Annotated in this window: 14 protein-coding genes; 7 read left to right on the top strand and 7 right to left on the bottom strand. The window is 38.8% G+C overall.

Annotation, left to right across the window (positions count from 1 at the left end; all coding sequences use genetic code 11):
* Window positions 1-43: 43 nt before the first annotated feature.
* The 7 genes from NMG88_RS07980 to NMG88_RS07950 all read right to left on the bottom strand — a co-directional run bounded on the left by NMG88_RS07980 (window position 44) and on the right by NMG88_RS07950 (window position 9,588).
* Window positions 44-1,348 carry a hypothetical protein gene (locus NMG88_RS07980; protein ID WP_254035300.1) on the bottom strand — a complete coding sequence of 435 codons (1,305 nt, stop codon included), beginning with the start codon at window positions 1,346-1,348 and terminating at the stop codon, window positions 44-46.
* A gap of 211 nt (window positions 1,349-1,559) precedes the next feature.
* Window positions 1,560-3,290: a hypothetical protein gene (locus NMG88_RS07975; protein WP_254035299.1), complete on the bottom strand. Its 1,731-nt coding sequence runs from the start codon at window positions 3,288-3,290 to the stop codon at window positions 1,560-1,562.
* 161 nt (window positions 3,291-3,451) lie between these two features.
* The gene (locus tag NMG88_RS07970) at window positions 3,452-5,059 is read right to left on the bottom strand and encodes a tetratricopeptide repeat protein (RefSeq protein ID WP_254035298.1); all 1,608 of its coding nucleotides are present in this window, start codon (window positions 5,057-5,059) and stop codon (window positions 3,452-3,454) included.
* On the bottom strand, window positions 4,999-5,829 hold the full coding sequence (locus NMG88_RS07965) for an RNA polymerase sigma factor (RefSeq protein ID WP_254035297.1): 831 nt from the start codon (window positions 5,827-5,829) through the stop codon (window positions 4,999-5,001). The genes NMG88_RS07970 and NMG88_RS07965 overlap by 61 nt, the downstream gene beginning before the upstream one ends.
* A 276-nt stretch (window positions 5,830-6,105) precedes the next feature.
* Window positions 6,106-6,711, bottom strand: coding sequence for a LamG domain-containing protein (locus NMG88_RS07960; protein ID WP_254035296.1), 606 nt, complete (start codon window positions 6,709-6,711; stop codon window positions 6,106-6,108).
* Entirely contained in the window at window positions 6,680-6,877 is a 198-nt protein-coding gene (locus NMG88_RS07955; RefSeq protein ID WP_254035295.1) for a hypothetical protein, read from the bottom strand. The genes NMG88_RS07960 and NMG88_RS07955 overlap by 32 nt, the downstream gene beginning before the upstream one ends.
* A 296-nt stretch (window positions 6,878-7,173) precedes the next feature.
* A complete protein-coding gene (locus NMG88_RS07950) occupies window positions 7,174-9,588 on the bottom strand; it encodes a CHAT domain-containing protein (protein ID WP_254035294.1) in 2,415 nt (804 codons plus the stop codon).
* A 471-nt stretch (window positions 9,589-10,059) separates the two neighbouring features.
* On the opposite strand from NMG88_RS07950, the gene NMG88_RS07945 reads away from it, so the two are divergent.
* The 7 genes from NMG88_RS07945 (at window position 10,060) to zwf (ending at window position 20,776) form a co-directional block, all read left to right on the top strand.
* On the top strand, window positions 10,060-10,269 hold the full coding sequence (locus tag NMG88_RS07945) for a hypothetical protein (RefSeq protein WP_026788845.1): 210 nt from the start codon (window positions 10,060-10,062) through the stop codon (window positions 10,267-10,269).
* Window positions 10,266-10,532, top strand: a complete 267-nt coding sequence (locus tag NMG88_RS07940) for a type II toxin-antitoxin system RelE family toxin (protein WP_227350387.1) — start codon at window positions 10,266-10,268, stop codon at window positions 10,530-10,532. Before NMG88_RS07945 ends, NMG88_RS07940 begins: the two co-directional genes overlap by 4 nt.
* Window positions 10,533-10,890: 358 nt before the next feature.
* Window positions 10,891-12,276 carry a DUF3370 domain-containing protein gene (locus NMG88_RS07935; RefSeq protein ID WP_254035293.1) on the top strand — a complete coding sequence of 462 codons (1,386 nt, stop codon included), beginning with the start codon at window positions 10,891-10,893 and terminating at the stop codon, window positions 12,274-12,276.
* Between the two features lie 73 nt (window positions 12,277-12,349).
* Window positions 12,350-13,279: a DHH family phosphoesterase gene (locus NMG88_RS07930; protein WP_254035292.1), complete on the top strand. Its 930-nt coding sequence runs from the start codon at window positions 12,350-12,352 to the stop codon at window positions 13,277-13,279.
* Window positions 13,280-13,476: 197 nt separating this feature from the next.
* On the top strand, window positions 13,477-16,230 hold the full coding sequence (locus NMG88_RS07925) for a zinc-dependent metalloprotease (RefSeq protein WP_254035291.1): 2,754 nt from the start codon (window positions 13,477-13,479) through the stop codon (window positions 16,228-16,230).
* A gap of 27 nt (window positions 16,231-16,257) precedes the next feature.
* Complete coding sequence (locus NMG88_RS07920; RefSeq protein ID WP_254035290.1) at window positions 16,258-18,903, top strand: glycosyltransferase 61 family protein; 2,646 nt, start codon at window positions 16,258-16,260, stop codon at window positions 18,901-18,903.
* A 343-nt stretch (window positions 18,904-19,246) separates the two neighbouring features.
* A complete protein-coding gene (gene zwf / locus NMG88_RS07915; protein WP_042153315.1) occupies window positions 19,247-20,776 on the top strand; it encodes a glucose-6-phosphate dehydrogenase in 1,530 nt (509 codons plus the stop codon).
* Window positions 20,777-20,849 lie beyond the last annotated feature (73 nt).

The raw sequence follows: 20,849 nt of genomic DNA, 5'->3' as shown, positions 1-20,849 counted from the left end.
ATTGCAGCTATTCCATCAACGACGAGCAGGCTTGTTCTAAACCTTAGTTGATAGGCTTTGTAGCCTCTTCTAAAGCTTGAATCTGCATATTGACAGAACCGAAAAGCTTTTTAGCTAACTCAGGTGTTAGTTTCTTAGCAGTTTCGATTGAAGGTGATGCCTGTATATTAGCTGCTACTTTATTTTCCATAGTTCTTGCTGCTACTAAAGATTCCTGAGAAATTCCATAGACAGCCATCCATTGGGATAAGCTCCGCAAGAACATATTCATGAATTGCTCGCTAGAATATCTCTGAATCTTTTTCTCTAAAGATAAGCTTTTCTGGGGTTGAAGGTTTTTGAATTTTTTAAGGTTATTACAGTAGTTTTCCATTGAATACCAGAAAACAGTTTCCTGCTTCAATGAAACCACGATTGTAGAGAGTGCTTTATATACAGTATGGAAACTCTCAACAGATCTGGCAGCATCAGAAATACTGCTTTCTAGGTTGGAAATTTGTCCTGCATATCTGCTGATTTTTAAAAGAGTTTCAATTTTTTGTTGCTGAAGACGTTGCATTTGAGCAAAGTATCGAGAATTTTCTTGCGCTATAAGTTCCTTTCTTGGGTCAGGAACATTGACTCCAAAAAACCCTAAAAACCCAGCAACAAAACCGCTAAAGCCCCCGCCAGCAGACTCTTCTATTTTTAAGAGGGAATCACAATGATCTATAATCAGCTTATCGATATCTTTTAAAAGATTATCTTGATAGACTTTCGCGTTTGTCTGAAGTTCATTAAATTCATTCAATTCTTTAGTCAGCTTAGTCTGATCAGCGTAACTCAGATTTCGTAAATTTAATGAATTTTTACTGACATCATAGGACTGATTATAAAGATTTTCAAAACTATCCCCTAAACTTTTGGCATAAATACCCATCTGGTTTGCAATCTTCGCGCAATACTCTAATTGAATACCGGCTAATGATTCTTTACCTGCCAATAGATATTTGTATATTTTAACCAGAGCAATCATGATTTGTTGACATTGACTGATATATATATCAAGTGTGTTAATACATTGGCCAGAAATTTTATGCAGTGAAAACTGGATTCCAGCTACTTGAGACTGAATATCTGTTCCCGCCGAAGCGTTGAATGCCAGAAACACTAAATCCCCAGAATTTTCCAAATTCCGCACTAACGAATCCATTGACAAAACTCCAAGGATCTGATTCCTAGAATCAGCCACAAATTTACTGTCAATTTTCTGAGGAATTATCAGGGTCTCTATCTTTTCTTTATTCGTTATATAAGGTTCTACCCAAAGGCCTAGATTATCTTGTGTCAGTATCGTTAGATCGCTCATTTTGCCTAGATAATTAATGTGTGGATCAAGAATTTTAGAGGGGGTTAGTCATTGCTTTATGTCGTCAACACAGGGGTTGGAACAAAAGGGAGTGAGGAAGGGGGAAGAGATAATGAGTGTTGTGGAGCAAAGCATCACAACACCCACTATCTTAGAAGTATCGCTTTATTAGGGTTTAAGCAACCTTAGATAAATAGCTCAAGTTTGATTTTTAAGGTACAAGCACTGCTTGAACATCTAAAGTTTTCAGTTCTGCATTAAGATTTTTAAGAACTGATTGAGCTAAGGCTGGTGCTGCTTTTTGCCCTGCCTCAATTGAAGGTGCGGATGCGATGTTGGCTCCAACTTTTTGAAATACCTCATTTGAAGCAACCAGATATTTTTTAGAGACGCTATTCACAGCCACCCATTTACAGAGCATATCAAGGGCTGCTCTCATAAAAACCGGTTGAGAGTATGCCTTACGCCGTTTATCCTCAGATTGGATCTTCATAGCGCTTTTCAGTGAGGATTGAGCCCTTGGGGATTGCAGCCTTTCACAGAAATTCGCCATTGAATCCCAAAATAATGCTGTCTCAGTCAATGCAACGTGGGCTTGGGCGAGAGCGCGAACTGCACATTCGAGACTCTCAATCGCCATAGCTGTATTATCAATGTCGATTTTTGTATTTGAGACTCGTACTGCATATTCTGCAAGTTTTGCCATCGTTTGACGGCTATCCTCTGCAAGTTTATTCCGGGCATTGAACAAATTAAGTTTGTGAGTTGACGCACGCTCTAGTGCAGACTGTGAGGAACTTGACATTTCTTTCAAGTCCTGTGACATCCGATCTGTGGCTTTTTGAAAACCTTCGAGGGCTAGTTTTGCTTGTTCTAACTGCTGTGCTAATAATTGGTTTTCTTGGGTTTTTTGTTGAAGTTTCTGTTTTTCAGCTTCTTTTGCCGGGGAATCAGGTAGGTCTTGTATATTTTTGTTGCACTCAACAATTTCTTGCTCAACTTTAAGTTTTTTTCGCTGAAGTGCAAGCTCCTCTTTCGTTGCTTTCTCCAAATCAGCTATTGATGAGTCTACCTTATTTATTGTCGGGCTCGTTGATGAGGTTTGGGTGTTACCTGCTGAAGTGTTTCCACCGCCTAAATTTCCCCCCATCAATCCCCCAGTTTTTGCCGCAGCGAACATTTGAACTCCTGCACCAAAAGCCGCAGACAGACCCCCCATAATTGTAGAGGCGAGTCCTAGATCAAAAGCCCTTTGGGATTCTCTTTGCTCTATCTGTTTAGCTTCCTCATATTCTATATTGATTTGTTCTAGTGATGATTTAATCTGCTCTTGAAGCGTCTCAGCGTTTTTCTGAACTGCTGCCAACTCGGCTAAACCCTGCTTTAACTTTTCTCGGTCTTCATTCTTAATATTTCTTAAGTCCAGTGACTCATTATGTACAACGGTGCAGTCAGCTATAATTTTTTTAAAACGAGCAGCTAAAGCTCTGGCTTCCTGAGCCATCTCTTTTGCAGTCTCTCCACACTGTGCAATTATATCCACAGCTGCCTCTTCCTCAATCTGATATAAGAAGCTATAAGCCGAGAATATATTCTCGATGACATCATCAGACTTTGTTACAAAACCTTGAACTGTTGTTATGCAAACTGTACAAGCTTCATAGAACGATCTTTGTAGGTCAGACATCTTGACCTGGATATTCGGTACCCCTGACAAGGCATTAAATGCCAGGTACATCAAATCACCAGTCGTTTTTAAGTTCAATATGACTTTTTCGATCGATAAAGTCTGCAAAATTTCCCGTTCAGCCTCAACGACTAACACAGATGTGTAGCTCGGTTTAGCCAAAAGTGAATAGATTTCCTCTTTGTTACCCGTTTTGATGACTAATTCGAGCTTTTCCTCGTTAGGATCAACTTTAACAATTGATGATTCGGCCATGTTATTTACCTGTAAACTGATTTTTTTTCGTGGTAGCCCGGTTCCGGGCTTAGGCATCTGTATCTATAAGACGATCTCAGATGGCAATTTCTGAATTTTTTGAGTTAGAGGCTGTTTTTTTCCCCTAACTCAATCCCACTAGAAACTCATCCTCAACGAGGTTAACCCTTTCGCAATAAAGTTTTTAGCCGTTTCAAAGCCACTTCAACCTCCCCACGAGCCGGATAAAGTAACTGTTGACTTAAGGCACTGCGATAAACCTTTATTGCCCCCACAACATCCCCTAACCCCTCTAAAGCTCTCCCTAACCAGTAATCAGCCATAACGGGATTGAACATTCTCAGTTCCTGACTTCCCACGCAAGCTTCTTCCCACCAGTGGTGACTCGCCCCATCATTCCCCAGCACCCGATAACTTTCTCCTAGCCACACCGCAGCCGAGACGAATTGCAGATATCCCCCATTTTCAGGTAAAAACTGCCATCCTTGCTGTAGTACCTCCACCGCTTCTTGGTGTTTATGGGCTAAGGCTAACACTCGGCCATGACGAAACCAAGCATCCGGTAACAGAGGCTGAAGTTGAGTTCCCTGGAAAGAAACACGACATCCCCTCTCAATTTGCTTAAATTTTTGCACCAGCACCCGCCCTGCTGTCGCCCAAACACTCCAACGTTCAGGAAATCTCTCCAGCATTTCTTGCACGATTGAAGCAAGACTTTCCTTTCCTCCTGGGAGAGAAACTTGGGTAAAGGCAATCAAAATTTCACATAAGGCTCGATAGATTTCACAATCATTGGGATAGAGACGATAAGCTTTCAGTATCACTTTAGCTGCACTCTGATAATCCCCCCTGTGAAATAAACACAGCCCATAGTAATACCAACCACGAGGATTATTAGGGTGTTCTTCAGTAAACTCTGTTAACACCCTGACTCCTTGCTCCCAATCTCCTCGAAAAATGTGGTAATAAGCTAAGGATTTATGGACTTCGGCTCCATGAGGTGCCTGTCGTAAAGCAGAGCTAATCATCTTTTTAGTCTGCTTGCCCTCTTCACCAGATACCCATCTCATCGTGCAACGCCAATCCAACTGTCGTTGAAGTACCCGCAAATCATTAGGAGCTAGGACGATTAATTGATTCAGCCATCGCTGGGCTTCCTGATAATTCCCCAGTTGGAGCAGTCCATCATAGCTATGAATTAAAGCCACAATATCATCTGGGTTGATGGACAAAATCCTGTTAAATGCTTGTAAAGCCCCCACAGGATTCTCTCTACCCATCTGCAATTGTCCCAGAGCCAGCCAGGTAGCAGTGTTATCTGGTTCTAGGTTAGCCGCCGTTTCAAACGCAATGATGGCTTTTTCCGTATCACCTTGACAAACGGCAATCAATCCGCTAATGTTCTTACTTACAACTTCATTTTCTGAGAAAGCTAAGGCACTTTCATAAACCTTAATTGCCTCAGCTTTCTGTTGCATGAGTTCCAAAAGTTTCCCCAACTTCAACCACAGATTGATTAATTGGGGCTGTAGGTCAAGGACATGGCGATACTCTTCAATCGCCAGAGACCATTGACCCATCGCGTAGAACAAATTAGCTAATTCCAACCTTTTTTTCCAGCCAGAGGGATACTGCTGCACATACTGACTTAATGTTTTCAACTTCTGGTGTTGTCGGGTTGGTTTTTCTTCTAAGACTAGGTGAATATTCAACTCCACCCCAGAGGACTGGGTGAGTGATACCAAGCATGAGGCAGTGTTTCGAGACATATCGCACTTACTTGATAATTAAGGGAACGATCAAAGCCCTCCTTTTGTCGGGAGGGTGGGGTAATCTCTGAGTCAGCCCTGATAATTGCATTGGAGTCGAAACTCTCTACTTCGGTTATCTTTTTTTTGTCGGGTAACTTAAAAGGCAATAGAGAAGATTGTTCTAACCCAGACAAATACCTTGTCAATCGTTTTTGCACAATTCCTCGTGCCTGTGAAATCCGTTTGCAAAGGTTGTCGTAGGATATCCCTAGCTCTTGTGCTATGTCCTGATAGGATTTCTCCTCAATGAAGTATAGGACAAAGGGTTCCCGCAGTCTGGGTGGTAAATCCTCAATCACACGGTGAATGATTATTCCTAGTTCGCACTCCAAAGCCCAGCTTTCAGGACTATTTGAGGAGGAAACAAGCCCATCATCCCCTTTTTCAAATATTATTTCCAAGCTCTCAACCCGATTACCTAACATCTTGTATTCTCGATGTATATCCATACAGAGGTTATAGGTTAGTCGGGTCAACCAAGCTTTAAAGTTAGTAACGATATGACTCCCCTGTCTAATCTTCTCAATGGCTTTGAGCATCGCTTGGCTGAGTACCTCTTCGGCATCAATAGCATTACCTCTCATCCATTTCAGGCAGCAATGATAAAGATAATCTCGATACTGCCCCCATTGCTGCCAAAACAGTTTTTCTCTCTCTTTTGTGCCATCCGAAATTGTCTTTACAGCTTGGGCAATTACTAAGGGATGTAAAGTTTTATTACTATTCATGTTTTCAGTGCATGGGAGTTAACTTAATGGGTTCGTTATGTCATCCTCCTAAAGAATTATTCCACAAATAATTTAGGATTTCTATAGCCGTGTTGAAAATAGTTGGAAAAATTTACATCTATAATATAAAAGCCAGTAAAAATCAAGTCATTGTCATCCCACCAATCGACAAAACCGCTTCGATTCGGTCATAATTAGATCCGCGATTGATGGGACTTAAATATTTACTGTGATCTGGGTTTCAAGCAATAATATTGCCCGTTGCCAGTTAAGGAGTTAGACAGAGCACGACCAATTGACTGTGATGGCGCTGGTGTTATCGCAGTAACACCCAGGCACGTCATTAAGAATGAAGATTAAAGTTTCACCCGCTTTGACAACTAGAGTCGTTTCTTGACCCACTTCTGCTACAACCGCACCGGTTTGCTTGTTCACCGCCAGCAGAGCAAAGGATGTATTGTTAGGATATTTCATCACATCCTGATATTTGAAGTCCTTAATTCCTGCTGATGTACACTCCGGCAAAAATTCCGGAACGCTAAATCGGCCTGATGGGGTAAATTTAAACGTGACATCCTGACTCTGCTCGTTAGTAAATTCTACCCCTGTCTCCAATTTGCAGGGAATTTCCAATTGGCCGTCTAAAATAATCGGTTTCACTGGGGTCGGGTTAACCACTGCCTGAATTTGCTCTGGACTGAGGGCGACATTATAAATAGATAAACCCTTGATACTGCCCATGAAATAATTCATGCCCGCATTTTGATAACCTCGGCAACCCAGATAGAGGGGACTATTAGTTTTGGTATTCCCAGTAGTCGTATCTTGATTGCTACCCTCTAATTTTCCATTAATATAGAGAGAGAGTTTCCCTATCTCCATTTTTCGTGTCTTTTTGTTGACTTTCGGCTTTAACCCAAACGGCTATGGTGAAGTCCTGATCGCTGCTAAAGTTGATTGCGTCGCTATTATCAACTTTTTCAAAGTCACTGATACCATTAAATGTGTAAACTTTGTCCTCTGAATTATAAACTGGTATGGGAGTCATTTTTTATCCTCGGATCGACGTTATTGTTTTGGGTTAGTTCGATTTCTAATCTATAAGAAGATCTCAGAAGGCAATTTCTGAAATTTTCGAGCTAGATGCGTTTTTTCTCAACAAATGCACCCCATCAAACAGGCACTCAAGCTTAAAACTAAACTTTGCCCAATACGTTACCATATCTTCCACTATCGAAGCAATACTCGCTCTACAAAAGTTTTCCCAACTTCAAGCATACATCTATTAATTCGGGTTATGGATGGGGCTATCTTCGGGTAAGTTTTGATGATTTCAATAATCATCTATTTCTGTTGTAACAATAATTGCCAATCTCGAATTAACTCCTTAGACCACATCCAATTTTGAGATAATTCATTAGGTTCAAATTTATTAGGTGCTTCACTCATCACTTTACTACTAAATTTAACCGCTTTACTCAACATAAATTCTTTTTCTTTACTAGGCAAAGTTTGAGCAAATCTCCACCAAACCAAGGAAATTCCCGCATAAGCATTTAACTTATCTTGTTGTTGAACTTGAGACTGGATATTATTAGCAGTTCCGGGTGTTATTTTTCCTGATAAAGTAGGTTCCTCAACCTCTAAAACTTGCATCCAAACTTGATAGGCATTTTCTAACTTTCCTTCGGTATAATAAGCAAAACCCAAGGCGTTTTTATACTTCATAGATTTAGGATTTTGTTGAACTGCTTTTGCCCAATGGCGTCGCACGTCATCAATTTTATATTCCGTACTTCCCCTTTGAATAGATTGCCAAGCTAACCGACCATGAAGAAAATTAACCATAGGATTATTCAAATCTTGAACCTGTACCGCAGCTAAGGCGGCTTTAGCTTTTTGTAATGCTCCTCTATCTAATAATTCTGTAGTTGCTTCTTCTGCCGATAATAGATTTCTCTGATAAAATTGTTCAACAGCAATTCCTAAAACATAATCAGTATTTGCTGTTTTTAAATCCGTAGCTTGAGGTTGATTTGAGTTAATAGTAACTAAAGGAGTTTGTCTATCACTGGCTAATTTTTTCGATTGTAAAGCCATATTTTGCCACCACAAAGCCCCAAAACCCAAGGGAATGAGCAAAAATGGTAAAACCCAGAATAATCGTTTTCCCTTAAATAAATTAACGGCACTTAAACCCGATAAAAAGGTTTTAGAATCAGAGTTTAAAGACTTATTTGTAATAGGTTTTGACGGTGAATTTAAAGATAAAGAAGGTATTTTTTCTGATACTAAACTTGATATTGATTCGGTTTTTATGGGGGGATTTTCAACCTTTGATTTATTTAGAAAATCTCCAATAAAGTCAAGATTATCTGAATCATTGTCTAAATTATCTTCATAAACGATATCATCTAATAGATCTTCGATATTATCATCATTCATGTTATCTAATTCGGATAATGATAGAGTTTTAGTGGTAGATTTTGGCTTCAACTCTTGTTCCACTGGAGGAGAAGGTAAAGGTAAAAATTCCTGTTCTTCGAGAATCGAATTATTGGCGTGATTCGCGGTTAAATATCCATCAAATTGTCGATGTAAATATAAAATTGGCAATGCCCAATATAGTTGATCGGAACCATAAGCAGAAATTAATCCTTGTCTGGCTCGACTTAAACTTAAATCAATCGGATAACCCTGATTTAGATTTCTATATAATAATCGCGTTAAGGTCAGTGCCACATCATCGGGAATACGTTCTGCCATAGCTAACACCCCTGGAATACCGCGCTTAACGGCATATTCAGCTAAATTTAACTGGGCAGAATCATCGCTAACATTTGGTATATTTCCATAAGCTCCCCGACAGGAATTTAACACCACCATTTGCACGCCATTATTAACTAATAATCCGGCTAAATCATCGCCATTTAGGGTTTCTGTTAACCCGGTTCGACGACTAACTAAATATAATTCTCCCCCAGATACACCTAAATTACTATGTCCGGCATAATGAAATACTTGATATTCTCCTTGTTCTAGGGCTTGAGTGAGTTGTTCTCGGTCGGGTTGTTCTAAAATAGTTAGTTGAATATCGGGGGTTGTGGGTTTGACAAAATTGCCGTTACTTCGTCTATTTTCCCGTCGCAATTCTTCTTGTAAATGCAACACTTCCCGCTTTAGTTGTAGCGTTTCTTGGTCGGTGGGGGCAGCAATAGCAATTAAAATTTTTAAGGGTTGATTGGGTTTTCTAACTTGGGTTTGGGGAATAGAATTCATCCCCGGTTGGTAACGGGAAAAAACCACATCGGTTCCCGTCGCTATTGGACGATCTGCGGCGTGCAATACTTCCCAAGGTAAACTCGATAATCGTTTGCCTTTTACGCCTAAGCGTAATTGTAATAATTCTTGACGATTTTGGGCGATCGCTTGGGCGCAAGTCCAACTATTGTGTAAAGTTCCTTGAAATAATCCATGATAAAGCTGTTGACCCAATTCTACTAAACTTAATAGAGGCGGATCACTGGTGGATTGAGATGCGATTGTTTGGCCAAAACCACCGGAACGACGAACTGTTTGGCCCTCTAATAGACCTAACAGGGGATCATTCATCAATTGACGAGCCTGGGCTAACCATTCGTCCACAGGCCATTTAACTTGTTCTTCGGCTAAAGGAACACCGGATGCGACTTTTTCGGTTCGCACCAAATATTCATTATCTCCAACCGGGGTAACGGAAATATGGAATTCCTGAGTCATAAAAATCTATGACGGAAATGTAACTATTTTGCTCCTGAGTCTAGGGTAACTAATATTAGGCAAATTTGCTTGCGGAAACCGGAAATTTCCTGTCCGTAGGGACTGATGAGGAGCTATAGTGATCCTAAACATTTATGAATCAATTCTACTTCATAGTAAGCCCTGAAGGGCTTAATCCATATTTGCTGGTAAATTTATCCTTGATAATTGGGATTTATGAATAAGCCCTGAAGGGCTTACTACAAATAGGCAATAATCAACATTAAAATTCAAGATTACTTTTTTTGTTGCCAGCGCATCCAAACATTGACACGATAAATTATAAGGGATATTCTGTGACACCGGAAAAACACCCCATCCTCATTTTCTACGAAGAGGCGATACAATTGGCTACAACGCACTATTTTAGAGGCGTGAAGCTATAACTAAGCTATAACTAAGCTAGAATATATGTTACCTCAAAAAAAAGCCATGACTGAAATTACCCTAGATGAAACTAAACTCAAAGAATTGCTCAAAACAGCTATTTTTGAGTTGGTGCAAGAAGAAAAAGAAGTATTTTCTGAACTTTTTGCCGAAGTCATACAAGATATCGGAATGGAAAATGCGATTAAAGAAGGCGAAAATACTGAAGTAGTCAGCCGCGAGGAAATTTTCAAAATTCTGCATAGAAAACCATGAATATTGAATTTAGAAAGAGTTTTGAAAAGGATTTAATCGAGATTCTTGATCCCAACTTATTGCCCAGAATTCAGGAAGTTATTGAACGGGTTGAGCAAGTAGAAAAATTGAGTGAAGTTAGCAATCTAAAAAAACTAAAAGGTGAGGCAGACTACTATCGCATTAGAGTTGGGGATTACCGAATCGGTATCAAATTTAATGATAGTGTCGTGTCTTTCATCAGGGTATTGCATCGGAAAGAGATTTACAGATACTTTCCCTAGATTCTGATAATTATCCAAGATTCAATCAATTAAGAAACCGGGTTTCTTGAAATTTAATCCTGATGGTAGGTGCAATTCATGAATTGCCCCCTAACACAAACTATTCAGGATTGCTATACTTATGAAGAAACTTTAAATGATGTGCGACCAGCTATTCTATTTCATATTGAGACTTTTGGAGAATCGGTGCTAAAATTTTAGTCCTCAATCCTCGAATCGAAGCTTTTATCGCAGAGATAAGCGTATAATAGCAAGGTTTCCGGTTGACGCCCCCAAATCAAAAGTTATTAAGCGTAGTCAGACATTGCTGGGCTTAATCCATATTTGCTGGTAAATTTAGGAGATTAAATCATTATCTATGTTTCCTTTTATTCCTACATTTGTTTTAGCAGAAGTGATTACCATTCCCCCGCCAAACCCAGGGAAACGATATATTACTCAAGCGCAGGAAATTCGAGCTTTACCTGGACAATTGAATGAAATTCCGGTATTAAATAGTAATAGTCCCGAAGTGGTTAAAGGGGAAGGAATTTTATTGTCTACCTTTCCCCAAACAGCGAAAAAATTTCCTAATGCTCACCTAAATGTTCCTATCAGTGGAGAGTTTGAATTTTTTTCCCATCATATTGCTCGTCCGATTAATAAACAACAAACCCTATATCAAGGAGTATTAGTTTATAACCCCAGTCCTCAACCCGTTACCCTGAATATTCTGCAAGGGATTAGTTATGTTACCTCACCGGACGCGCCCTTTGTGGAATTACCACCTTTGGTGGAAGACCCCCAGGGTCGGGTATTTTCTGGGCCAGGGTCACGGATGGCGGGGGATATTTTACGGGGAAGAAATCAACTCAGCTTTCCTGAACAAATCATAATTCCGCCCCAACAAACCCAGATGTTGTTTAGTTTACCCATCCCAACGGCCAGTGCCCGTTCGACCCTACTCCGATTACAAAGTAATAGCCCTGTATACCTAGCGAATTTAGTGCGGTTTAACTCCCCAATGAATTCTCCGATGATTCCCAATATTCCCCGCTTACCTTTATCTCCGTTTTTCCCCCCACAAATCCCAGCTTTAGCCCAATGGTGGGATTTTTTAAATACGGGAAAACTAGCCGAACCCAGAGATGTGATCCCAACCTTCGGGGATAATGTCTACACGGGAGAAAAGGTTTATGGTCGTGTGGCGGGGGTGTCTGTGGGTTCCCAATGGACGGGAACAGTAGTAGACCGTCCGGGGATGAATTATTTAACCATTCCCGATCGAGGTTCGGCTTTTTCTTATCCTTTAAGTACGGTATCGACGGCAACTTTAGGAACCCAACAGGTTCAAAGCGCACCCTTATTAGCTCGTTATCCTGATACAGCCCTTCGCGCCCATGGCAATTATGGGGTGCGTTATAGTCTCATTTTACCCTTATATAATTCTACCCGACAATCCCAAACCGTGAGTTTATCAATTCAAACTCCATTTAAACAAAATGTGGCATCTAATCGGTTAACCTTTATTGAACCCCCCCAGGGACAAATATTTTTTCGCGGGACGGTGCGACTGAGTTATGTTGATGATTTTGGACAAAACCAACAGCGTTATTTTCACCTAGTCCAACGTCAGGGACAACAGGGGGAAGGGTTAGTTAACTTAAATTTACCTGCGGGGGGTTCTCGTGCTGTGGGAGTGGAGTTGATTTATCCCCCCGATGCGACTCCGCCCCAAGTATTAACGGTAAAAACTTTAGACTAAGAGTGGAAACTGACCTTATTTAGCTCTAAAATTAAGCATTATAATTAGGATATTCAATCCCAAGGAAAACACAATGACTCAAAAATATAGATTAGTTACCCGTAGCGATTTTGATGGTTTAGTCTGTGCGGTGCTGTTAAAAGATTTAGAGATGATTGATGAAATTAAATTTGTTCATCCTAAAGATATGCAGGATGGCAAAATAGAAATTACTAATCAGGATATTACCACGAATTTGCCCTATGTTGAAGGGGTTTATCTTGCCTTTGATCATCATTTAAGTGAAACCCTTAGAAATCCTTCTATTAATCAAAATTATATTATTGATCCTAATGCGGCTTCGGCGGCCAGGGTTTTATACAATTACTATGGAGGAAAAGCTAAATTTCCTAATATTTCCGAGGAAATGATGGAGGCGGTGGATAAGGCAGATTCCGCCCAATTTAATCAGGAAGAAGTTTTAAATCCTGAAGGCTGGGTATTATTAAACTTTCTGATGGATGCTCGAACTGGATTAGGAAGATTTCGAGATTTTCGGATTTCCAATTATCAACTGATGATGGAGTTAATTGATTATTGCAAAAATCATCAAATTGTTGATATTTTACAGCTTCCTGACGTTAAAGAGCGAGTAGAAATTTATTTTGAACATGAAGAAAATTTTAAAGAACAACTGAAACGCTGTTCCCAAGTTCATCAAAATTTGGTGGTTTTAGATTTACGTTCCGAAGAAACTATTTATGCGGGAAATCGGTTTATGATTTACGCTTTATTCCCTGAATGTAATATTTCTATTCATGTTTTATGGGGAGTTAAACAACAAAATACGGTATTTGCTGTGGGTAAATCTATTTTTCAGAAAACCTCTAAAACCAATATTGGAGAGTTGATGTTAAAGTATGGGGGTGGGGGTCATGAAAACGCCGGAACTTGCCAAATTGATAATGATCAGGCTCCGCACATCCTAAAGGAATTAATTGCTCAAATTAATCAAGACGGTTAAGTTTAATAGTCTAGTTTCTAGGGATGTTTCATGTTTTAGAATGATCGCCTCGTTTTGGGCTATATAGTAATGGACATGGTTATGAGGACAAAATATAGCCATGTCCGGCGGGTAAGCGGAGAGAGAGTCTATGTCCTGAGCACTCTTGGCAACTACTTATATCCCCATTGATAGGATTATAAAGAAGACTGTAAATTATGACTAAATTCAAGAAAGTTAAACGTTTTTTTTTGTTAGGGTTGATATCATTTTTAATAGTAATTTTAAGATTATCTCAAGTTGATGCTCAAGAGGTTTCCATCTCTGAATTTAGAGAAAATTTAGTGGCTCAAGAAGTTGCTGAACAGTCTTTTGAGGAGATAATTAAAGGCAGTAAAAAATTAGAAGGTTTATTTACAATTTATCAAAATAAAGAATCGGGAAAGGTTTATTTAGAATTAACACCTGAACAGTTAAATCAAGATTTTCTGTGTTTTGTGACATTGGAATCTGGTATCGGAGAAGCCGGAATTTTCAGTGGATATGCTCTTAGAGATATTCTCTTTCAATTTCGTCATCTACAGAATAAAATTCAATTTGTTGTTCCTAATATTAATTTTCGTACTCAAGAAAATGATCCTCAAATTGATTCTATCAATCGTTCCTTTAGTGAATCTGTTTTAAAAACTTTACCTATTTTAAGTATTAATCCTGATACAAAAACTATATTAATTGAAATTGGGGATTTATTCAATGGGGAAAGTGATTTACCCGGGTTAATGATCCAATTCTCAGATTTTTTAACAACTAACTATGCGATTGATCCGAGTAAATCCTATATTTCGGAAATTCAAACCTTTCCAGAAAATGTCGAAATTGAATCCCTATTTGGATTTTCTCTTACACAATATGCAGATGAACAATATATTCCATCCTTACCCGATAACCGCACCTTTAATTTAAAAGTTCGTTATAGTTTATTAGCAGTTCCTTATGGTAATAATTATGTTCCTCGGTTAGCAGATGAACGAGTTGGGTATTTTACAACCACCTATAAAGATTTATCAAAACGGGATGAAAGATCAACAGCCGTTCGTTATATTAATCGCTGGAATTTGGAAAAACAAGACCCCAATACTGATTTTTCTCCCCCGGTTAAACCGATTACATTTTGGATTGAAAATACCGTACCTTTAGAATATCGGGAGACAATTCGAGAGGGAATTTTATTCTGGAATAAAGCCTTTGAACAAGCCGGATTTATAAATGCGATTCAAGTCGAACAAATGCCCGACAATGCCCCCTGGAACCCCGCAGATGTCCGTTATAATACCATTCGCTGGTCTACTTCCTTTGATGTTGACTTTAGTGGTTATGGCCCTTCCCATACTAACCCCCTAACCGGGGAAATTTTAGATGCAGATATTATTATAGAAAGTAATGCTATCCGAAGTTTATCTGATGAAATAGATGTATTTTCAGGAGAAAATTTATCAACGATATGGACAGAAAATCATCCGCCCAATTCACGATTAAAGACAGAAAATCAACCTTGTCCGAGGGGATTATCTGCCTATTCTATTGCCAATCAATCTGAAGCTCAAAAAAATAAAAAAGCCCTAGCTAATTTTACCCATGAATCCTGCTTTCATCGAGGTTCTAAGCAACAATTCAATGTAGGAACAATTGCTTTATCTCTCTTGGGAAATGTGATGCCCAATAGTCCTAAAACGGAACTCTATATCAAGCAATATTTACGTCTTTTAATTGCCCATGAAGTCGGACATACCTTGGGATTAAGACATAATTTTAAAGGCAGTACCCTCCTAGCTCCAGAGGAATTAAATAATACTGAAATTACCCAAAAAAAAGGATTAGTGAGTTCAGTTATGGATTATGTTCCAGTTAATTTAGCCCCCCAAGGAACAATCCAGGGAGATTATTTTTCTACCCGAATTGGGCCCTATGATCAATGGGCAATTGAATATGGTTATCAACCAATTGCTAGTACAACTCCACAGGGAGAATGGCAAAGGTTACAAGAGATTGCCAAACGATCAATTCAACCGGAATTAGCCTATGCAACCGATGAGGATTTGAGATTTTTTCTTGACCCAGCAATTAATCAGGACGATTTAAGTAATAATATGTTGCAATATTCTCAATGGCAATTTGATAATGCAATTGAGATGTGGAAACGGTTAGAAAAATATACCCCTCGTCAGGGAGAAGGTTATGATAAAATTCGGAAAATGTTCAATACAATTGTTAACTATTATTTTATTCAAGCCAATCATTTAACTCTTTATATTGGCGGACAATCTTTTACTCGAACTCGGGCTGGAGATGGAAATAATCGTTTACCTTTAGAACCGATTTCGATTGAAAAACAAAGAAATGCGTTAAAACTCTTGGAAACCTATATTTTTAACGATAAAGCATTTAATTTTTCTCCTGATTTATTGAACAAATTAGCTCCGTCTCGTTGGTCAGATTGGGCAAATCCCGATCAAAATAGTCGGTTAGATTATCCTATTACTAGCTTAATTAGTCTTATTCATCGTTATGTTTTACAAGATTTATTTAATCCTATAAGGTTATTTAGGTTGCGAGATTTAGAATTAAAAACAACGGCGAATAATGCTTTAACCATACCCGAATTATTTGAAACTATTCAGAATGGCATCTGGACGGAAATTTTAGCTAATAATGGAGAAATTGAAATTTCCAGTCTACGGCGTTCTTTACAACGGCAACATTTAGACATTTTAAGTAATATGGTATTACGAAAAATTTTCATTCCTGAAGATGCAGAAACCGTAGCTTGGTATCAGCTTAAACAGTTAAATAATCAGTTAGAAACAACCTTAAAACGAAGCAAGAATAAAATGAATGCTTACACCTTAGCGCATTTAGAACAAACTCAGAATCGGATTCAAAAAATATTGGAATCACAGGTGGAATCTAATTAACTTTATATTGAATTAAAAGGTAATCCAGTGTCAAAAAATACAACCTCAAATCAGCCTCTATCTATTCCTGAACTCCAAAGTCTAGGACATACTTATTTGGGTCAACAACAGTTTTTAAAAGCCATCTCGGTTTATGAACAATGTATTTTGGAGTCTCCTGATATTGTTGCTAATTATTGGTATTTGGGATTATCTTGGTTATTACAGGGAGATGTATTACAGGCGCAAACAATATGGTTTTCTGCTTTTGCTGAATCTAATTTAGAAACAACTGAAATTACTGAATTTGTCAATTTTTTAAAAGGTAAAGCAAGAGAATATTTATCCTCCCAATCTTTTGAATTTGCCCAACTAATTTATGAAGCAATTTTAGAATGGTGTGAAACCGATCTTGAGGTTTATGATAATCTAGGTCATACTATTGCACTTCAAGGAGATTTAGAAGCAGCTATTAGGATTTGGCAAAAAGGGATTGAGTTAGAACCCAATTCTATTCAAATGTATCTTAATCAAGCAAATATCTTTCAAAAATTAGAACAATTTGAAGCCGCAATTCAATGTTATCAAGAAGTTATTAAATATTCCCCAGACCATTTAATTTATTACCAATTAGGATTATGTTTAACTCAGATTAAACAATGGGAATCTGCGATTAATGCCTTTGAAAATGCAATTCAACTTCAGCCAAACTATGCACCCGCTTATAGCGATTTAGGAATTAGTTTAATAATTTTGGGGTTATTTGAAAAAGGAATTAGTTTTCTTAAACAAGGAATCGAGAAACAGCCTCAATTTTATCAGGATTTAACTGGGAATAAAACCCTATCAACTCGGAATATAAATTCCTTAACAATTAATTTTTTAAACTTATTATTATCTCCCGCAACACCACCAATAGAGTTATATCTTGGTTTGAGCAAAATGTTATCTAGTTTCTATCCAGATCCAGCCTTAATTTTACTTCAACAAGCTCAGGATATCGCCCCCAATAACTTTCTAGTTTATTTAAAATCTGGAGATATATTTTATAATTATAAACAGGATTATGTAGAAGCGTTTCAGTGTTATTTAGCGGCTAATTTATCGGATTTTTTATCTGTAATAGATAATACTATTTCCTGGGAAGAAAGACAAGCTCGTTATAATTTGGCATTGGGAAAATGTCGATTAAAATTAAACTGTTATCAACAGGCGGTCGCTAATTTTAAAACAGTTATTGATTTTAATTATAATCTAGTTGAGGCTTATTATGGTTTAGGTCAGGCTTTATTTCATACTGGAGAAATTGATCAAGCCATTGATAGTTTAAAAGAATGTTTAAAATTTGATTCCAAATCAGCTTTATATTCAGGATATTTAGGATTTTTATTAATTTATAATAACCAAATTGAAGCCGGATTATCTTATCTTAAAAAAGCCATGATTTATGAATCTTCTGTTGCGAATTGGATTGATAGTTTATTAAACAATTTATCAGAATTAGGGAAATTAAATACTTCTGTTGATCTCTCGGAAATTAAACCAATTAACCCTCCAATTCAATTTGATCAATCAACGGAAGATTGGCTAAAATCTAATCCTTCAACTCCAGACAATTATCAACAAATTTATCCCGCAACTATTGTTAATCTAAAACCCCCAAAATCCTTGGATAATTCTATCCATTTCAGTTTTAGATTTGGTCAACAGATGGAACTTCCTGCTGCTTTTGTGCTTAAAATTCCTCAAGGGCGATTTTGGTTAAGTTCTGATCAAACTCAATCGGCTATTTTAACCCAAGAACAACATTTTTTAGGGGATCTTTCCCCAGAATTTCCTTTATTAAGTCCGGGTCATCCTGACAAAAATCCCAGTCAGCATTCTATTTTATCCCTTAATAAATTACCTCCAATTTATTTTATCAACGGGACTGTCGCTATTTTAGCCGGACTTTCAAATTCGGTTTATTTTCATTGGATGTTAGATGTATTACCTCGAATAGAATTATTAAAAAAAAGCAGTGTGAATTGGAATGAAATTGATTACTTTATTGTTGACAATCGTTTGTCTTTTCAAAAAGAGACTTTAGAGAAATTACAAATTCCCCCAAATAAACAAATTAATATTAATGAATTCCATCATCTCCAAGCCCAAACTTTAATTGTGCCCTCTTTCCCTGGTTGTGCTGCTTGGATGCCTCCATGGACTTGTAATTTTTTAAAGCAACATTTTTTGCATCCTGATGTTATTACAAGTTCCCCTAATATTAAACGAATTTATATTACTAGAAATGCCGCAAAAAGCCGTCGAATTTTAAACGAAGATGAATTATTAAGGGTTTTACAACCCTGGGGATTCCACTCTATTAAATTAGAATCAATGTCTGTGATCGAACAAGCTGGGTTATTTTCCCAGGCTGAAATAATTATTGCACCTCATGGGAGTGGGTTAACCAATCTTGTCTTTTGTCAACCCAACACCAAAGTAATCGAGTTATTTTCCCCAAATTATGTCTATCATTGCTATTGGTGGATTAGTAATTTAGTCGAATTAGATTACTATTATTATATTGGAGAAACCTTCCCAGGTTACTATCTCCACCGTTTAGTTTATCCTCAACCTTTTTCCGAAGATATTTTAGTTAATATTCAAGAATTTTTAAATCTGCTGGTACTAAGTAGTTACACAAAATAAATTACCTAGTTGAGAGAGGGAACAGTCCCCCCAAACCCGCCGTGCACGGGGGGCTAGGGGGGGAGGGAACAGGGTGGAGGATGTGTAATTAATTTTGTTTAGGTACTTATTGGGAATGGGTTAAAATTACCGAAAAATTAATATCTAAAAACCAGCAATCACAAGCTAATCTTAAATTAAACAAAAATTTTGCCGGATCAAGCACTGTCAAGGGTAAAAATTATAAATTAACTCAATTCCATAATTGGGAAACATCTCTAGCCGATTTAGGACGGGTAAACGTGCTACCTTAATCCCTAGAGTCCACCAGAAAAATAATCTCGCTGTCGCAAAAGGAATAGACATGGTAACACTGATTGAAAATCCCTTGCGGGTGGGACTGCAACAAGATCGAATTCCCGAACCCCAGATTTTAGTAATTTTTGGTGCATCGGGAGACTTAACCCAACGGAAATTAGTCCCAGCCCTCTACCAGATGAAATTAGAGCGCAAACTTCCGCCAGAAATAACCATTGTCGGGGTTGCTCGTCGGGAATGGAGCCACGACTTTTTCCGCGAACACCTGCGGGAAGGGGTGGAAGCATTTGGGGGCGGTTTATATTCCCAAGCCCTTTGGGACGACTTCGCCCAAGGGATTTTTTACTGTTCGGGGAATATGGATGAACCCGAAAGTTACCAAAAACTCAAAGCCTTTTTAGGGGAAATCGATGAACTGCGCCACACCAGAGGAAACCGAGTCTTTTATTTATCCGTAGCCCCACGTTTTTTTGCCGAAGCCATTCAACAATTAGGTGGAGCCGGAATGCTCCCCGACCCCAAAAAACAGCGTTTAGTCATTGAAAAACCCTTTGGTCGAGATTTAGGTTCGGCCCAAATTCTCAACCGGGTGGTGCGTCAAGTCTGTTGCGAAGAACAGGTCTATCGGATTGACCATTATTTGGGGAAAGAAACCGTCCAAAACTTGATGGTGTTTCGATTTGGCAATGCGATTTTTGAGCCCCTGTGGAACCGTCAATTTGTCGATCACGTCCAAATTACCGTGGCGGAAACCGTTGGTTTAGAAGGACGGGCGGGCTATTATGAAACTTCCGGGGCGCTGCGGGATATGGTACAAAACCATCTGATGCAGTTATTTTCCCTGACGGCGATGGAACCCCCCAACTCCCTCGACGCCGATAGCATTCGTAACGAAAAAGTTAAGGTGGTACAAGCAACCCACCTGGCTGATACTAATTTTTTAGAATATTCTGCGGTACGGGGACAATATACCCCCGGTTGGATGAATGGCCTACAGGTTCCGGGTTATCGTTCCGAAGATGGAGCCGCCCTGGAGTCCATCACCCCAACCTATGCCGCGTTAAAATTTTATATTGATAACTGGCGCTGGAAGGGTGTCCCGTTCTATCTGCGAACCGGAAAACGAATGCCGAAAAAGGTGACGGAAATTGCCATTCAATTTAAAGAAGTGCCATTTTTGATGTTCCAGTCCGCGGCAAAACAGGCCAACCCGAACGTTTTGGTCTTGAGAATTCAACCAAATGAAGGAATTTCCATGCGCTTTGAGGTGAAAACCCCCGGAAATTCTCTGCGGACTCGTTCCGTTGATATGGATTTTCGCTATGATACGGCTTTTGGTAAAGCGAATACAGATGCCTATGCCCGTTTATTGGTTGACTGTATGTTAGGAGATCAAACCCTATTTACACGGGGGGATGAAGTCGAAGCCTCTTGGCAAGCCCTCACCCCGGTTTTAGAAGTTTGGGATGCCCCAGCCCCAGCCGAGTCTATCCCGCTCTATGAAGCCGGAACTTGGGGGCCAGTGGAATCAGAACTTCTGCTCAACCGGGATGGCCGTCGTTGGAGAAGACTTTAATCAGTCATCAGTTATCAGTGTAAGAGTTATCAGTGTAAGAGTTAAGAATTTGATCAACTGTTTCTTAATCACT

It is taken from the genome of Planktothrix agardhii, assembly GCF_904830935.1.
Lineage (GTDB): Bacteria > Cyanobacteriota > Cyanobacteriia > Cyanobacteriales > Microcoleaceae > Planktothrix > Planktothrix agardhii.
The sequence above is the reverse complement of the archived record's forward strand: the minus strand, read 5'-3'. Positions and strand labels throughout refer to the sequence as shown.

Excerpts from the sequence above, each read along its gene's own strand:
- NMG88_RS07980 (WP_254035300.1), bottom strand. The coding sequence starts at position 1,348 with ATGAGCGATCTAACGATACTGACACAAGATAATCTAGGCCTTTGGGTA.
- NMG88_RS07975 (WP_254035299.1), bottom strand. The coding sequence starts at position 3,290 with ATGGCCGAATCATCAATTGTTAAAGTTGATCCTAACGAGGAAAAGCTC.
- NMG88_RS07970 (WP_254035298.1), bottom strand. The coding sequence starts at position 5,059 with ATGTCTCGAAACACTGCCTCATGCTTGGTATCACTCACCCAGTCCTCT.
- NMG88_RS07965 (WP_254035297.1), bottom strand. The coding sequence starts at position 5,829 with ATGAATAGTAATAAAACTTTACATCCCTTAGTAATTGCCCAAGCTGTA.
- NMG88_RS07960 (WP_254035296.1), bottom strand. The coding sequence starts at position 6,711 with ATGGAGATAGGGAAACTCTCTCTCTATATTAATGGAAAATTAGAGGGT.
- NMG88_RS07955 (WP_254035295.1), bottom strand. The coding sequence starts at position 6,877 with ATGACTCCCATACCAGTTTATAATTCAGAGGACAAAGTTTACACATTT.
- NMG88_RS07950 (WP_254035294.1), bottom strand. The coding sequence starts at position 9,588 with ATGACTCAGGAATTCCATATTTCCGTTACCCCGGTTGGAGATAATGAA.
- NMG88_RS07945 (WP_026788845.1), top strand. The coding sequence starts at position 10,060 with ATGACTGAAATTACCCTAGATGAAACTAAACTCAAAGAATTGCTCAAA.
- NMG88_RS07940 (WP_227350387.1), top strand. The coding sequence starts at position 10,266 with ATGAATATTGAATTTAGAAAGAGTTTTGAAAAGGATTTAATCGAGATT.
- NMG88_RS07935 (WP_254035293.1), top strand. The coding sequence starts at position 10,891 with ATGTTTCCTTTTATTCCTACATTTGTTTTAGCAGAAGTGATTACCATT.
- NMG88_RS07930 (WP_254035292.1), top strand. The coding sequence starts at position 12,350 with ATGACTCAAAAATATAGATTAGTTACCCGTAGCGATTTTGATGGTTTA.
- NMG88_RS07925 (WP_254035291.1), top strand. The coding sequence starts at position 13,477 with ATGACTAAATTCAAGAAAGTTAAACGTTTTTTTTTGTTAGGGTTGATA.
- zwf (WP_042153315.1), top strand. The coding sequence starts at position 19,247 with ATGGTAACACTGATTGAAAATCCCTTGCGGGTGGGACTGCAACAAGAT.